Below are 12,400 nucleotides of genomic sequence, written 5' to 3' on the forward strand. Positions count from 1 at the left end.
CCCGAGCCGCTGGCGACGGCACCGTTCAGCCTCGCTCCTGAGGCGGGGCCCCGGCCACGAGCGGCGTGTCGACGCCGAGAGGCCCCGCCCCGGCGGCCCCGCCCGGTGACCCCAGGGGCTCGTCCCGCCCGGGCAGCGTCTCGAGGAAGAAGTCCGCGTTGTCCTTCAGGTAGGGCGTGAACTCCGCCGGGAGGTCGTCCTCGTAGTAGATCGCCTCCACCGGGCAGACCGGCTCGCAGGCGCCGCAGTCCACGCACTCGTCGGGGTGGATGTAGAGCGCGCGCTCCCCCTCGTAGATGCAGTCGACCGGGCACTCCTCGACGCAGGCGCGGTCGACGACGTCGATGCAGGGCTGGGCGATGACGTAGGTCATGACGGTCTCCTCGGGTCGGGGTCTATCTTTTTTACGAATCCTACTGTAGAAACTAGATCATGACCATGACCCAGACCTGGCTCCCGCACCTGTTCCACCGGCGGCACAACACGATGCCGCGGGTCCCGATGCCGCCGCTGCGGCCACCGGGCGACCCTGGCCTCCCCGGGCTCCTCGGCCCCAATGCCGCAGCGCACGGGCACCTCGGGTCCTTCGACCCGGCCCCGGCCTTCCAGGTCGTCGCCGGCGCGGACGCCTGCGTGATGCTGGCCGACCTCACCTCCCCGTGGGCCTATCTGGCGCACCTGCGTCTCGAGGGCGGCGAGGACGACGAGCAGGACCCGACCGTCGGCCCCGTGTGGTGGGCGGTCGAGGCCGCGACGACCCTGCCCCGGAGCGGACTGCGGACCGGTGGCCCCGACCGCGAGCGGCTGCGCGAGGAGCTGGCGGCGGTGCGCGACCTGGCGCTCGACGGCGAGGACATCCCCGACGACGTCCCCGCCGTGCTGCCGCACCCGCGTCCGGTGGCGGCGGCCTACGCCGAGGCGGTCACCCTCGGCCGCGGCCCCCAGGTGCTGGACCTGCTCCTGCGGGCGTACTGGCAGGACGGCCTGGACGTGGGCGATCCGGAGGTGCTGCGCCGGCTCCTGCCGCGAGTCCTCGTCGACGACCTCGCGCCCTGCACCGGCGACCCCCGCCGCGAGTGGGGGTATGTCGTGTCCCCCGCCCGTGAGCCCCTCTCCGACGCGGCCTACCACCTCCTGGGCCGGTGGCAGCGGCGCTGGGTCGACCTCGGCCGTCCCGGTCCCCTCGTCCTCGTCGACGGTTCCCGCACCCGCACCGGTGCGGACGTCCTGGGCGGGTCGGTGGAGCAGCGCTTCGCCGACTGACCGGCGTCAGCGGCCCGGCGTCAGCGGTCCGGCACTGCCCACACCGTGAGCACGACGTCCTCCTCGACGAGGTGGCTGCGGCGCTCCAGGCCGTGGGCAGCCAGGCGGTCCCCGACGATCGCGTGCACCTGGTCACCCGTGAGCGGCCAGCCGACGATCTCGTGCCGCCAGTGGCAGGCCAGCACGGTGGCCGTCTCCGTCTCGGCGACCAGCGCCCCCACCCGGTCGGCGAGCTCGGCCAGCCGGCGGGGCGACAGGAAGTAGCCCACCTCCGAGAGCACCGCGAGCTCCACCGGCCCGTCCCCGAGCTCCTCCTCGAGCCGCGCCCAGTCCTCCGGCAGCGAGGCGTGCGCCGTGCGCAACCCCTCCGCCCCCGCGACCCGTTCCAGGGCCGCCACGGACCCGTCCACCGCCACGACGGCGTCGCACCGTCCGAGCAGGTCCTCGGCGAGCGCGCCGACCGAGCAGCCGACCTCGAGGCCGACGGCATACCTCTCGTGCGGCAGGACGGCGAGGGTGAGGGCGCGCTTGCGGCGCTCGTACCAGCTCGTCCGCACGTCCCACGGATCCTCCTCGCGGGCGTGCAGCTCGTCGAACGGGTCGCCGTCCCCCGGCTCGGCGACCAGCACCGTCTCCCACGGCCGGGCGAAGTGGGCGAGCATGTCTGGCCGCAGCAGGACCTCGTCCCCGGGCCGGTCGGAGAGCGGCTCGACCTGCGACCGGTGGCCCACGACCGCCCGCGCCTTGCGCTCCCGCGCCTCCGGGGTGAGGTCGATCCGGCGCGCGCGGGCCCACGGCAGGGCGTCCGGGCCGTCCCAATGCCAGAGCCAGACCGGGTACTCCATCAGCCCGGCGTCCGTCCGCCACGCCGCCGCGGCGGCCGCGCGGGCGGCGGCCTCGTGGTCGGGGTGTCCGTCGGCGCGGTAGGGCGCCAGGAGCACGCTCTCCCCCGGCCGCACGAGCCGCACCAGCGCGGCCGTGAGGTCGTCCTGCTCTGCCGCCAGACCTCCGTCGGTCAGCCCGAGCAGGTGCAGCCGGGCGTGCGGGGCGAGACCGGCGACGACCTCACGGGCCTCGGCGCGACGGACGCGGGCCAGGTCGGCGGGCGTGTGCGTCGTCGAGTGGGGTGGGAGGCCTGGCCGTCGGTGGCGACCACCACGTCGAGAGCCACGTCCGCGGGCAGCCCGGCGAGCAGCCCGCCCAGGCCCAGGGTCTCGTCGTCGGGGTGCGCGGCAACCACGACCAGGTGGGTGGTCCCGGACAGGTCGAGGGGTATGACGTCGCGCCACCGCGGGTCCTCGGCCCACCTCGTCTCGTCGGTCGGGGGGTCGCCCGAGGGGGTCAGCCCGGAGGCGCCGGGGGCGTCCCGGACCGGCTCGCCCCCGGCGGTCTCCGACCGGGGGTCGCCGGGGGTCTGCGCGCGCCGTCCGCTCACGCCCAGGCCACCGGCATACCGTCGGCCACCGCCCGGCCCACGAGCGCGGCGTCCCGCTCGGCCTTGTGCTGGCGCAGGTAGAGCTGCAGGTCGGCGACCCGGGCGGCGTGCTCCTCCTCGCCGGCCAGCGGGCCGGGGCCGAGCGCGTGGAGGGCGGCGGTGAGCACCGTCTCGCAGGCGTCGTGGACCACCGATCGGACGCGGACGCAGCGGGGCCAGGCGTGCTCCCCCTGCACCAGACCGGCGTCCACGGCGGCGGCCGCGTCGGTGAGCACGGCGCCGGCGGCCGTCAGGGCGAGGTCCGCCCGCCCCAGCAGCGACAGACCGATCTGGTCCGGCTCCCGCCCGGTGGTCGCCTGCCGCATCCGCCGGGCCAGGCCGACGGCCCCGCCGAGCCAGCAGGCGGCGACGCCCAGGCCGCCCCAGGCGAAGCCGGGACGGGTGAGGTACCAGCCCGGCTCGCCCACCGGCACCCCCGGCACGTCGGTCAGGTCGAGGCTGGTGGAGCGGACCCGGGGCAGACCTCGGGCGACCCAGGGCTCCTCGACCCGCGCGACGCCCGGCGCGGACAGGTCGACCGCGACCAGGACGCGGCGCCCGGCGTCGACCCAGGCGGTCACGAGCGCGGAGTCGACGTGCTCGGCGAGCGAGCACCAGGGCTTGCGGCCGGAGAGCAGGAGGGTGCGGTCGCCGGGTCGCGCCTGGTCCTCGGCTCGCTCGTCGTTCCCGGCTGGTGCCTCGTCGGCGGGGCGCGCGTCCAGCCGGGCCCCCGGACCCTCGGCCGCGTAGACGCCCCAGGTCCCGGTGGGCGGGGGGACGGCATACCCGTCGTCGGCGGCCTGGGCGAGGATCGCGACGGCGTCCAGGTGCGGCTCCAGGGCGCGGGCGACGGTGAGGTCGACCGCGGCCAGCTCGGCCAGCCCCCGCCACAGCTCGGCGGTGCGGCCGGTGCCGGGGAGCGGGAGGACCTCGGCCGCGCGGTCCGCGAGGGCCAGCGCGGCCACGGGATCCCCGGCGGCGGCGCGGGCGGACTCGAGCAGGGCGGGCAGACCGCGGTCGTCGGGAGCCTGCGGGGACCAGGGGTCGAGACCGATCACGGGCCTATCGTGCCGTCCGCACGGGCGCGACGCTCGGCCTCCCGCGCCATGCTCGACAGCATCGCGCTCATCACGGCGGTGTGGCCCGGCAGCTCGACCCACCACATCACGCGCCCGGGCCACCCGCGGGGCCGGAACTCCAGCCGCTGGACCAGCCGTGACCCGGCCGGCAGCGGCAGCACCTCGTGGGTGAGGGGGCCGTGCCGGGCATCCGGTGCTCGGAGACGAGCGTCAGGCTGCGGCCGGGGTCGACGGCCTCGACCCGCCACCCGTCGACCGGGTCACCGGCGCGCAGCGCGCGGTCCGGTCGCCCCGGTTGCCCGGGCCGCCGAGGGCCCGGTCGAGCACGCCACGCAGCCGCCAGGCGGCGTCGACGGCATACCAGCCGGGCTCGCCGCCCAGGTCGGCGACGCAGGTCCACGCGACCTCGGCCGGGGCCTCGACGGTGCGCGCCCGCCGCTCGCGGAAGGCGCCGTCGGGGCCGGGAAGGACCCTCATGGCGACCCGGTCGCCGGCTCCCCGCCCAGCCCGGACTCGCCGGACCGGTCCGGCTCACCGTCCCGGGCCGGCTCCCCAGCCAGCCCCGGCTCGCCACCCAGCTCCAGCTCCAGCCCGCGCAGGGTGTACCCCTCGATGAGGTCGTCCCAGCCCACCTCGGGCTCCCGGACGATCCGGGGCGCGTGCGCCAGGAGCCGGGTGAGCAGCACGTCGGACTCCAGGATCGCCAGCGGCTGACCGGGGCACTTGTGCGCCCCGTCGCCGAAGCTCAGGCCTGCGGCGTTGACCCCGCGCGGCAGCTCGCGGCCGGGGCAGAGGTCGAGGCCGTCCTCACCCGCCACGTGCGGGTCGGCGTTGGCGGGGCGGATGCACAGGTCCACGAGGTCGCCCTCGTCGATCGTCCACGACTGCGGGCCGTCGGTGATCTCGATCGGCTCCACGGCCCGCCGGTAGAGGTGCCCCACGACGGGTTCGAGGCGGATGATCTCGTGCAGGATGGCGAAGCGCTCCTCCTGGCCGGCGACGATGTAGCGCTCGCGCAGCGGCTCGTCCTGCAGCAGGTGCCAGGCCGCCATGGTCACGAACTCGCGGGTCGTCACCATGCCGGCCGTCCCGTAGGTCACACACTCCACGAGGATGTCGACGTCGGTGTAGCCCTCGGCGAGAAGGTGGCTGATGATGTCCTCGCGCGGGGTGCGCCGGCGCTCGCGGATGGCCGGGCGGACGTCGGCGAGGTAGAAGCGTCCCACCGGCAGGAGCCCGTTGACGGCGGCCTGCGCCCACTGCCGGCCGGTGCGCCCCAGGTCGCGCCGGGTGATGTCGAAGGGCGGCTGGCGGAAGAAGCTGACGAGACGCTTGGACATCCTCGGCACCGGGGAGGCGGTGAGCCCGACGACCTCCGCGGTCACCTCCACGGTGTAGAGCAGCGCCAGCTCGTCGAGCGCGAACCGGTCCCGCCCCCGCACCTGCGCGATCAGCCGCTCCGCGCACTCCTCCATCCGGGGGACGTAGCGGGCCACGACGACGGGGGCGAAGAACCGCGCCACCTTGCTGCGCTGCTCGTCGTGCAGCGGCCCGTCGGAGACGAGGATCGGGTGGTGCTTGAGACGTCCCTTGGGGATCGCCTCCGCGGTGAAGCCGGCCTGCGTCGTCGCGTGCCGGGCCCGCAGCACCTGACGGGCGGTCTCCAGCGAGCGGATCCGCCACACCGTGCTCACGCCGCGGCTGCCGTCGGCCCCCTGCCGCTCGACCCGGGGAGCGGTCGGCTCACCCGGGCGCACGGCCCGTCGTCGGGAGGTCATCGCCGCCCGGGGACCGGGAGCCGTCGCACCACCGCGCCGGCTGCACGACCAGCCCGGGTGAGGGCGGCTCCCGCCGCCGCTCCGGCCCCGGAGAGGTCGGGGCGGCGCTTGAGCACACCCTGCAGGGGCACGGTCCAGATGTCCTCGCCGCGCACGCCCCAGCCCTGCAGCAGGTGGTTGGCGGCGAGCACCCCGGTCACACTGGCCCGCTCCATGAGGGCGATCGGCCAGTCGACGCGCAGGCCGTCGCCGGCCAGCACGAGCCCGGGGTATGGGGTGTCCACCGTCAGCCGGTCCCGCCACGGCCCGGTGCCGACCAGTCCGCAGTCGTCCTCGACGAGCAGCTCCTCGTGGACCGCCTCGAGCCCGCGGGTCTCGGGGTAGACCTCGTGGAGGGCGTCCAGGAGCCGGCGGCGCACCCGCGCGAGGTCCAGGCCGCACGCCCCGTCCTCGGCCAGGTCGGGGTCACGCTGCGGGTCGGCGGCGTACGCGTGCAGCTCCACGACCGAGCCACCGTGGGCGGCGGACCAGTCGGCCGCGCCCTGCTCGAAGCGCTCCAGCACGGTGACGTTGTCCAGCAGGTCGTAGCCGCTGGTCCCGAGGAACGCCTCCCGCTCGGGCGCGACCGTGCCGTCGAGCCACAGCCGCAGCACCGCGAAGGGCGGCGCGTTGCGGCCGGCGGCGACCCGCTCGTGCCAGAGACGTCGCTCCGCGTCGTCCATCGCCACCTCGGCGTCCCACCCGCTCTCGGTGTCGACGGCGCTCCCCGCCAGCCCCGCCAGCAGCTCGCGTGTCACCCGCGGGTCGGTCGCGACGACCACGGCGTCGGCGGTGAGCTCCTCATGAGAGGCGCGGACGCGCCATACCCCGTCCTCGTCGCGGGCGAGCGCCTCCACCCGGGTGCCGGTGCGCACGTCGACGCCGAGCCCGGTGAGGTAGCGGCCCAGCGGGGCCCACAGCGCGGTGTCGTAGTCGTCGTCGGGGACGTCGAAGAGCAGCCCCTCGGACGACCCGGCGAAGTAGCTGTGGAACATGCCGACCAGCTCGCCGGCGCCGAAGTCAGTCGGGTGCGCGAAGAAGGAGCGGGCGAAGACCTCCAGCGCGAGGTGGCGGGCACCCTCGGGGAAGCGCAGCCGGTCCAGGAAGGCCTGAGCGGACTCCCCGTCGTAGGCCTCGTGGCTCTCGGGGTAGGACACCGAGATGAGCTCGATCGCGCTGGGCAGGTGGACCGTCGGCAGCTTCGCCAGCGGGAAGGTGGGGCTGCGGACGACGAAGGCCGCGAGGTTGGCCGGCGGGGTCAGCGGCAGCGCGGCGAAGCTGTCGGTCAGGCCGTCGCCGCGGCGCAGGGGGTAGTCGGGCACGGGGACGAGGTGGTCCAGGTCCGGGTCGGCGCGGCGGAGCAGGGCGCGCAGCGTGTAGTACTGCCGGAAGAAGGCGTGGAAGCCGCGGCTCATCGTGCGGGCGGGAGTCCCGTCGACCGTGTCCTGCGCGGCGTCGGAGGCCGCGCCCGGGGCGCCGTCGGTGTCGGCCAGGGGCCACGCGCGGACCCGGCCGCCCAGCTGGTCGCAGGCCTCGAGCAGGGTCACCCGCACGCCCCGCTCGGCGAGGATCGTCGCGGCCGCCAGGCCGGCGATGCCGCCGCCGACGACCACGACGTGCTGCTCGCCCGTGGCACGGTCGGCCCCGGGTGCCGCCGGGTGCAGGACGGCGCCGCGGTCGCGGCCGGGAGGGACGGGTCGGCTCATGTCAGGTCCTTCTCGGGTCGGCGGGCCAGGACGGTGTGAAGGATGCCGCGCTGCCACCCCGTGCCGGTCCGCCAGCTGATGTCGGTGAAGCCCGCGCGCTCCAGCCGCGCCTGCAGCTCGGCGGTGCTGTCGTTGTCGAGGACGCTGCGCCACAGGTAGCGGTAGATCGCCGGGTTGCCGCGCACGACGAACGACAGCGGGGTGACGACCCCCCAGCAGACGGCCGTCCACACGGCCGAGGCGACCCGGTCGTCCTTGACGTGGTAGTCCTGCAGCGCGACCCAGCCGCCGGGGCGCACCTGGTCGTGGATCGCGGCGACCACCTCGTCCCGCTGCTCCGGGGGGACGTTGCGCAGCAGGTATGCCGCGAACGCGCCGTCAGCAGGTCCTCCCACCTGCTCGCGGGCCACGTCGGGCAGGGCCTGGGCGAAGGCCTGCACGAAGCTGACGCCGGCCGGCCAGGTCTTGGCGCGGGCCTGGCGGAGCATCCCGGCCGAGGCGTCCAGCCCGACGATCCGGGCCCCCTCCCCGGCAGCGTCCAGCAGGGCACGGGTGGACAGGCCCGAGCCGCAGCCGAGGTCCCACAGAACCCGGGCCTCCGGCGGGGTCTGCGGCAGCCGCTCCACCAGGGCGCGCGCGGCGGTGCGCAGCGCCCGGTGGTAGCCGGGGTTCAGCCTGGTCAGCAGGTCGTAGCGGTCGGAGGCCCGGTCGAACTCGTCGGCGAGCTGGACGCCGTGCCCGTCGGTGGGGTCGGCGGCGGCGGAGGAGTCACGTGACACGCCCTCACCCTACGTTCTGGGACGGCCCCGACCGACGTGAGATCCGGCACCCTGGCCGGTCCCCACGGCGGCGGGGGGCACCCCATACGGTGGGCGTATGACGAGCACCCCGGTCCTGGAGGCGGTCGACCTGGTGCGGCGCTTCGGGGCCCTGACCGCGGTCGACCACGTCAGCCTGCGGATCGACCCCGGGGAGACCGTGGGGCTCATCGGTCCGAACGGCGCCGGCAAGACCACGGCGATCTCGATGATGGCCGGGCTGCTGACCCCGGACGGCGGCACCGTGCACGTGTCGGGGGTGCCGATGGCGGGCGAGCCGATCCGGGCCAAGCGTCACCTCGGGCTGGTGCCGCAGGACCTCGCGATCTACCCCGAGCTGTCCGCCCGCGACAACCTCACCTTCTTCGGGCGACTGCAGGGGATGGGCGGCGCCGCGCTCAGGGACCGGGTGGCGCAGGTCCTTGAGGTGGTCGGGCTGTCGGACCGGGCCAAGGGTCCGAGCAAGGCGTTCTCCGGCGGCATGAAGCGGCGTCTCAACATCGCCGTCGGCCTGCTGCACCAGCCCGACCTGCTCATCCTCGACGAGCCGACGGTCGGGGTCGACCCCCAGTCACGCAACGCCATCCTGGAGTCGGTGGAGGCGCTGACCGGGGAGGGGATGGCGGTCCTCTACACGACCCACTACATGGAGGAGGCCGAGCGGCTGTGCGACCGCGTCGCCATCATGGACGCGGGCTCGATCCAGGCCGAGGGGACCCAGGAGGAGCTCATCGCCCTCGTCGGCGGGGTCGACACGGTGATCCTCTCGGGGCGCGGCGACCTCGAGGCCGCGGAGCGGGCGCTGAGCGCGATCCCGGCCGTGCAGCGCACCGCCCACGACGACCACGGGCTGCGACTGTCGGTCGTCGGCGCACCCACGGCCGTAACCAGCATCGTCACCGCCGCGGCTGGGGCCGGTATGACGCTCGCGGACGTCCAGATCCAGCGCCCGGACCTCGAGTCGGTCTTCCTCCACCTCACCGGCAAGGCGTTGAGGGACTGAGGTGCGCGCGTTCCTCACCCTGGTGCTGCGCGACCTGCGCCAGCACGCGACGGACAAGTCGGTGGTGCTCTTCGCGGTCGTCATCCCGATGGCGCTGTCCTTCGTCTTCATGATGGCCTTCTCCGGCGTCGGGGACCTGGAGCTGGAGCCCGAGACGGTGGCCCTGTCGGCCCCGGAGGGCGACCGGGCGGGGCAGGCGGTCGGGGACGTGCTCGAGGGGATGGCGCAGGGCGGGGACGTGCCCATCACCGTGCGGCGCGTGCCGGCCGAGGAGGTGGCCGGCCTGGTCGACTCCGGGGAGGTGGGGGTCGGCGTGGTCGTGCCGGAGGGGTTCGAGGACGCGCTGGCCGCCGGCGAGGGGGCGCAGGTCGAGGTGAGCCAGGGGGCCGACGCCGGCATCACCGGCCACGTCGTGGTGGGGATCGTCGGCTCGACGCTGGCGCGGCTCGACACCGACGCGGCGACGATCGCGGGCGGGGCGGACGCGGGTCTGGGCGAGCAGGAGCTCGGCGCCCTGGTCGAGCGCGTGCGGTCCGCCCCGACCGACGTGCCGACGCAGGTGAGCGGGGTCTCCGGCGAGCAGCTGTCCCTGGGGGCGGGCATCGTGGCCGGCCAGGCCGGGATGTTCCTCTTCTTCACCGTGGGCTTCGCCGTGCTCACCCTGCTCACCGAGCGGGAGTGGGGGACGCTGCCGCGCCTGCGGACGATGCCGCTGCCGCGGTGGATGGTGCCGCTGTCCAAGGGGGTCGTGGGGATCGTGCTCGGGGTCATCTCGACGACGGTGCTGCTCGTGTCGGGTCAGCTGCTCTTCGAGGGGGTGGACTTCGGCAACTGGGCGGTCGTTCTGGTCCTCGTCGTCGCCACCGTCACGGCGGCGACCTCCGTCATGGCGCTCATCCTGCGGGTGGCGCGCACCTCGGAGCAGGCGAGCCTGGCGATGTCGGTCATCGCGATCTCGCTCGGCGTGGGGGGTGGCACCTTCTTCCGGGTGCCGACCGAGGGCTGGGTCGGGCAGCTGCTCTCGGTCAACCCGGTCGCCGCGCTCGGCCGCGGTCTCGGCATCACCTCCGGCGGCGGCGGCCTGGTCGACCTGGCGCCCGTCCTGCTCGTGCTGGCCGGCTTCACCGTCGTCGTCCTGCTGCTGGCGCGGATCCTGCCCGGCCGGAAGGACGCGCTGTGAGACCTGTCCTCGCCCTCGTCGAACTGGAGCTCAAGCGCTTCCTGGCCGACCGGTTCAACCTCTTCTTCGTCTTCGTCCTCCCGCTGGTCCTGGTCGGGGTCCTCGGGCTGCAGTCCGGCGGCGGCGGCCAGGGCCGCGTGGCCGTGACCGGTGAGGAGCCGACCCTCGGCCAGCTCGCCGACCGGCTGGAGGCGGCGGGGGTGGAGGTGACGACATACCCGGACCGCGACGCGGTGGACGACGGGGTCGCGGAGGGGTCCTTCGACCTCGGCGTCGTCGCCGGCGGCGCCGAGGGCGAGCCGGTGACCCTGGAGCTCGTGGCCGTCGGCGCCGAGCCCAGCCCGCTGCTCGAGCCGGTCGTGCGGACCGCCGCCGAGCAGGTCGTCCTCGCGCACGAGCACGCCGCCGCGCTGGAGGAGGCAGGGGTCGACCCGGTCGAGGCCGAGCGGGTGGCGTCCGCGGGGCCCGAGGGGTGGACCGACGCGCAGGTCGTCGTCAGCGACGGTGACCCGGTGCGGGCCGAGCTGGCCTCGATGGGGCGCTTCGACCTCGGCGCCGGCGGGCAGCTGCTGCTCTTCGTCTTCCTCAACACCATGACCGCGGCCGCGTCGACCATCAAGGCCCGCCGGTCCGGCGCGATGCGGCGGGTCATGGGGGCGCCGGTGACCAGCGCGCAGACGGTGACCGGGCTGGCGCTGGGGCGTTTCGTCATCGCGCTCTTCCAGGGGGTCTACATCATCGGGGCGAGCAGCCTGCTCTTCGGGGTGGACTGGGGCGACCTTGGCGCGGTGGTCGTCGTGCTCGCGGTCTTCGGCCTCATCTCCGCCGGGCTGGCGCTGCTCATCGGGGTCCTGCTGGACGCCGAGGGCCCGGCCAGCGGCATCGCCGTCGGGGCGGGTCTGATCCTCGCCGCGCTCGGCGGGTGCATGGTCCCGCTGGAGTTCTTCCCCGACACGATGCGCGCCGTCGCCAACGTGACCCCCCACGCCTGGGCCTACCAGGCCCTCGCCGAGATCCAGCGGCGCGACGGCGGCCTGCTCGACGTCCTCCCCCAGCTGGGCGTGCTCGCCGCGATGGCGCTCGTCGTCCTCGCCGTGGGCACCGTCGCGCTGCGCCGCAGCCTGGCGCGCGCCATCTGACCCCCCTGCAACCGGACGCGCGTTCCTGCCAGACCGGACGCGGATTCCTGCCAGACCGGACGTCCGTTCCTGCCACACCGGACGCGGGTTCCTGACGGTTTCCCCAGGTGGCTGTGGATAACTGTCACGAACGCGCGTCCGGTCTGACCAGAATGCGCGTCCGGTCGGGGGTGCGGCGCGGCGTGGCGCCGCCGCGCCGCGGGCCGTCCGCGCTCATGCCTCCCCCCGGAAGGCCAGGTCGCCACTTCCGCCGAGCTCGCTCACCAGCGGTCCGAGCACGACAGCCAGCTGGGCGAGGACGGCCGGGAGGTCCGTGCCGGACTCGAGCAGCCGGGTGGCGGCGTGGACGACACCGTTCACCAGCTCGGACACCTCCCGCGGCGACTCGACGCCCAGGGTCTCCAGTGTGCGGACCAGCGGCTCCTGGACCTCCTGGTGCATGCGCGCCGCCTGCTCCCCCGGGTCGTCGGTCGGGATGACGCTGACGAGCGCCCCGGCCACCGCGTGGGCTCCGCGCGCGACCAGCTCGACGCTGGCGACGGCGTAGGCGAGCACCCGGTCGGCGTCGGTCGGGGCGGCGTCCATCACCTCGGCGACGTGCGCCGTCCACCGGGGGTAGATGTCCCGGACCATGGCCTGGAGGAGCACCGGCGTCGAGGCGAAGTACTGGTACACGCTGGAGCGGGCCAACCCCGCCCGCGCCGCGACCTGCGCCATGGTCGGGGCTCGTCCGGTCTCGAGCAGGATCGTGTGGGCGGCGTCCAGCAGCTGGCGCTCGCGGGCGCTGTGATGTTCAGCCACCGTGGCCTCGGTGATCCGGGGCACGAGTCCCTCCTCCCGGTCCCGTCCGCACCCTGCCTCGTGCCGGGCGATGCCTGCGGGCCGGGGGGCCCGCGCGATCAGCCTACGACGAGCAGCCTC

The 12,400-nt window shown here is 75.3% G+C and carries 13 protein-coding genes and 1 pseudogene; 4 read left to right on the forward strand and 10 right to left on the reverse strand.

Annotated features, from left to right (window positions below):
* Nucleotides 1–25: 25 nt before the first annotated feature.
* Nucleotides 26–373: a ferredoxin gene (gene fdxA, locus E3Z34_RS00300; protein ID WP_134771990.1), complete on the reverse strand. Its 348-nt coding sequence runs from the start codon at nucleotides 371–373 to the stop codon at nucleotides 26–28.
* Between the two features lie 59 nt (nucleotides 374–432).
* On the opposite strand from fdxA, the gene E3Z34_RS00305 reads away from it, so the two are divergent.
* Nucleotides 433–1,263: a hypothetical protein gene (locus E3Z34_RS00305; protein ID WP_134771991.1), complete on the forward strand. Its 831-nt coding sequence runs from the start codon at nucleotides 433–435 to the stop codon at nucleotides 1,261–1,263.
* A gap of 20 nt (nucleotides 1,264–1,283) precedes the next feature.
* On the opposite strand, the gene E3Z34_RS00310 is transcribed toward E3Z34_RS00305, so the two are convergent.
* The 8 genes and pseudogenes from E3Z34_RS00310 to E3Z34_RS00345 all read right to left on the reverse strand — a co-directional run bounded on the left by E3Z34_RS00310 (nucleotide 1,284) and on the right by E3Z34_RS00345 (nucleotide 8,118).
* A complete protein-coding gene (locus tag E3Z34_RS00310) occupies nucleotides 1,284–2,108 on the reverse strand; it encodes an SAM-dependent methyltransferase (RefSeq protein ID WP_338043819.1) in 825 nt (274 codons plus the stop codon).
* 84 nt (nucleotides 2,109–2,192) lie between these two features.
* A pseudogene (locus tag E3Z34_RS18385) lies at nucleotides 2,193–2,698 on the reverse strand (PIG-L deacetylase family protein); the annotation flags it as partial.
* Nucleotides 2,695–3,795, reverse strand: coding sequence for a hypothetical protein (locus E3Z34_RS00320; RefSeq protein ID WP_238695271.1), 1,101 nt, complete (start codon nucleotides 3,793–3,795; stop codon nucleotides 2,695–2,697). The gene E3Z34_RS00320 and the pseudogene E3Z34_RS18385, both read right to left, overlap by 4 nt.
* Nucleotides 3,792–3,977, reverse strand: a complete 186-nt coding sequence (locus E3Z34_RS00325) for a DUF2867 domain-containing protein (protein ID WP_134771993.1) — start codon at nucleotides 3,975–3,977, stop codon at nucleotides 3,792–3,794. Before E3Z34_RS00325 ends, E3Z34_RS00320 begins: the two co-directional genes overlap by 4 nt.
* Nucleotides 3,978–4,026: 49 nt before the next feature.
* Nucleotides 4,027–4,293 (reverse strand): DUF2867 domain-containing protein, encoded by a 267-nt coding sequence (locus tag E3Z34_RS00330; protein WP_134771994.1) that lies wholly within the window; start codon nucleotides 4,291–4,293, stop codon nucleotides 4,027–4,029.
* Entirely contained in the window at nucleotides 4,290–5,594 is a 1,305-nt protein-coding gene (locus tag E3Z34_RS00335) for a cytochrome P450 (protein WP_134771995.1), read from the reverse strand. The genes E3Z34_RS00330 and E3Z34_RS00335 overlap by 4 nt, the downstream gene beginning before the upstream one ends.
* A complete protein-coding gene (locus E3Z34_RS00340; protein ID WP_134771996.1) occupies nucleotides 5,591–7,339 on the reverse strand; it encodes an FAD-dependent oxidoreductase in 1,749 nt (582 codons plus the stop codon). Before E3Z34_RS00340 ends, E3Z34_RS00335 begins: the two co-directional genes overlap by 4 nt.
* On the reverse strand, nucleotides 7,336–8,118 hold the full coding sequence (locus tag E3Z34_RS00345) for a methyltransferase domain-containing protein (protein ID WP_134771997.1): 783 nt from the start codon (nucleotides 8,116–8,118) through the stop codon (nucleotides 7,336–7,338). Before E3Z34_RS00345 ends, E3Z34_RS00340 begins: the two co-directional genes overlap by 4 nt.
* 97 nt (nucleotides 8,119–8,215) lie before the next feature.
* Here E3Z34_RS00345 and E3Z34_RS00350 point away from each other — a divergent pair, with 97 nt between their 5' ends.
* From E3Z34_RS00350 to E3Z34_RS00360, 3 genes are read left to right on the forward strand one after another with little or no spacing between them, the layout of a single operon-like run.
* Nucleotides 8,216–9,160, forward strand: a complete 945-nt coding sequence (locus tag E3Z34_RS00350; RefSeq protein ID WP_134771998.1) for an ABC transporter ATP-binding protein — start codon at nucleotides 8,216–8,218, stop codon at nucleotides 9,158–9,160.
* A gap of 1 nt (nucleotide 9,161) precedes the next feature.
* The gene (locus E3Z34_RS00355) at nucleotides 9,162–10,340 is read left to right on the forward strand and encodes an ABC transporter permease (RefSeq protein WP_134771999.1); all 1,179 of its coding nucleotides are present in this window, start codon (nucleotides 9,162–9,164) and stop codon (nucleotides 10,338–10,340) included.
* Nucleotides 10,337–11,479, forward strand: coding sequence for an ABC transporter permease (locus E3Z34_RS00360; protein ID WP_134772000.1), 1,143 nt, complete (start codon nucleotides 10,337–10,339; stop codon nucleotides 11,477–11,479). The genes E3Z34_RS00355 and E3Z34_RS00360 overlap by 4 nt, the downstream gene beginning before the upstream one ends.
* 213 nt (nucleotides 11,480–11,692) lie before the next feature.
* On the opposite strand, the gene E3Z34_RS00365 is transcribed toward E3Z34_RS00360, so the two are convergent.
* A complete protein-coding gene (locus E3Z34_RS00365; RefSeq protein WP_134772001.1) occupies nucleotides 11,693–12,304 on the reverse strand; it encodes a TetR/AcrR family transcriptional regulator in 612 nt (203 codons plus the stop codon).
* Nucleotides 12,305–12,400 lie beyond the last annotated feature (96 nt).

It is taken from the genome of Ornithinimicrobium flavum (assembly GCF_004526345.1).
Lineage (GTDB): Bacteria > Actinomycetota > Actinomycetes > Actinomycetales > Dermatophilaceae > Ornithinicoccus > Ornithinicoccus flavus.

Coding starts and splice junctions, on each gene's coding strand:
- fdxA (WP_134771990.1), bottom strand. CDS start 373: ATGACCTACGTCATCGCCCAGCCCTGCATCGACGTCGTCGACCGCGCC.
- E3Z34_RS00305 (WP_134771991.1), top strand. CDS start 433: ATGACCATGACCCAGACCTGGCTCCCGCACCTGTTCCACCGGCGGCAC.
- E3Z34_RS00310 (WP_338043819.1), bottom strand. CDS start 2,108: ATGGAGTACCCGGTCTGGCTCTGGCATTGGGACGGCCCGGACGCCCTG.
- E3Z34_RS00330 (WP_134771994.1), bottom strand. CDS start 4,293: ATGAGGGTCCTTCCCGGCCCCGACGGCGCCTTCCGCGAGCGGCGGGCG.
- E3Z34_RS00335 (WP_134771995.1), bottom strand. CDS start 5,594: ATGACCTCCCGACGACGGGCCGTGCGCCCGGGTGAGCCGACCGCTCCC.
- E3Z34_RS00340 (WP_134771996.1), bottom strand. CDS start 7,339: ATGAGCCGACCCGTCCCTCCCGGCCGCGACCGCGGCGCCGTCCTGCAC.
- E3Z34_RS00350 (WP_134771998.1), top strand. CDS start 8,216: ATGACGAGCACCCCGGTCCTGGAGGCGGTCGACCTGGTGCGGCGCTTC.